Below are 1,202 nucleotides of genomic sequence, written 5' to 3' on the forward strand. Positions count from 1 at the left end.
CCGCTGCGGGTCGTGGCCTGCACCTCGCCGAGCGGCTTCAGTGCGCGCAACAGCTCCTGCCCGACCTGGCCGTTGCCACCGAACACCAGGATCGTCATGGGACGAACACCGGCAGCCGCTCTTCGGCGATGTCCTTCAGGAACGGCGCGTTCTCATCCTTGGCCGACAGGGTCGGGCCGCTGATCGGCCAGTCGACCGCGACATCGGCATCGTTCCAGCGCACGCCGGCATCGGCCTCCTTGACGTACACATCGGTGCACAGGTAGCTGAACACCGCGCGCTCGGACAGCACCGCAAAGCCGTGCGCGAAGCCTTCGGGGATCCAGAACTGTTTCTTGTTCTCCGCGCTCAGCAGCACCGCTTCCCACTGCCCGAAGGTTGGCGAACCACGGCGGATATCCAGCGCCACGTCGTAGACTTCGCCCTCCAGCACGCTGACCAGCTTGCCCTGCGGCCGCGGCCACTGGTAATGCAGGCCGCGCAGCACGCCCTTGGCGGAGGTGGACACGTTGCTCTGCACGAAGCGGTCCGGCAGGCCCAGCGCCTTGAAACGCTCGGCATTCCAGGTCTCGAAGAAATAACCGCGCTCATCGCCGAATACCGCCGGCTCGATCACCACGCAACCCGGCAATTTTGTTTCAATTACTTTCACGGGACATTTCCTCGTACGGCCATGGCATGCAGGTACTGGCCGTAGCCATTCTTGATCAGCGGCGCAGCCAGCGCTTCCAGCTGCTCGGCGTTGATCCAGCCATTGCCGAAGGCGATTTCCTCCGGGCAGCACACCTGCAGGCCCTGCCGGGTCTGGATGGTCTCGATGAAGTTGGAGGCCTCCAGCAGCGACTGGTGGGTGCCGGTATCCAGCCAGGCATAACCACGTCCCAGCGGCTCCAGGTGCAGTGCGCCTTCATCCAGGTAACGCTGGTTGAGGTCGGTGATTTCCAGCTCGCCACGCGGCGAGGGCTTCAGCTCCGCCGCATGGTCGCTGGCCTTGCCGTCATAGAAATACAGGCCGGTCACCGCATAGTTGGAACGCGGCTGGGCCGGCTTCTCGACCAGGCCGATCACCTTGCCGTCGTTGTCGAACTCGGCCACGCCGTAGCGCTCGGGATCGTTGACCCAGTAGCCGAACACGGTGGCGCCGGCCTGGCGTGCATCGGCACGCTTGAGCACTTCGGTCAGGCCGTGGCCATGGAACACGT

2 protein-coding genes and 1 pseudogene are annotated in these 1,202 nt (G+C 64.6%); all 3 read right to left on the reverse strand.

Features of this window, described 5'->3' with window-relative positions; all coding sequences use genetic code 11:
• Positions 1 to 98: pseudogene (locus tag H4O11_RS19225) on the reverse strand (sugar nucleotide-binding protein); the annotation flags it as partial.
• Positions 95 to 652, reverse strand: coding sequence for a dTDP-4-dehydrorhamnose 3,5-epimerase (rfbC, locus tag H4O11_RS19230; RefSeq protein ID WP_182342678.1), 558 nt, complete (start codon positions 650 to 652; stop codon positions 95 to 97). The gene rfbC and the pseudogene H4O11_RS19225, both read right to left, overlap by 4 nt.
• A partial coding sequence (locus tag H4O11_RS19235) for a sugar phosphate nucleotidyltransferase (protein WP_246333616.1) occupies positions 649 to 1,202 on the reverse strand: 554 nt, incomplete at its 5' end. The genes rfbC and H4O11_RS19235, both read right to left, overlap by 4 nt.

It is taken from the genome of Stenotrophomonas tumulicola (assembly GCF_014117215.1).
Lineage (GTDB): Bacteria > Pseudomonadota > Gammaproteobacteria > Xanthomonadales > Xanthomonadaceae > Stenotrophomonas > Stenotrophomonas tumulicola.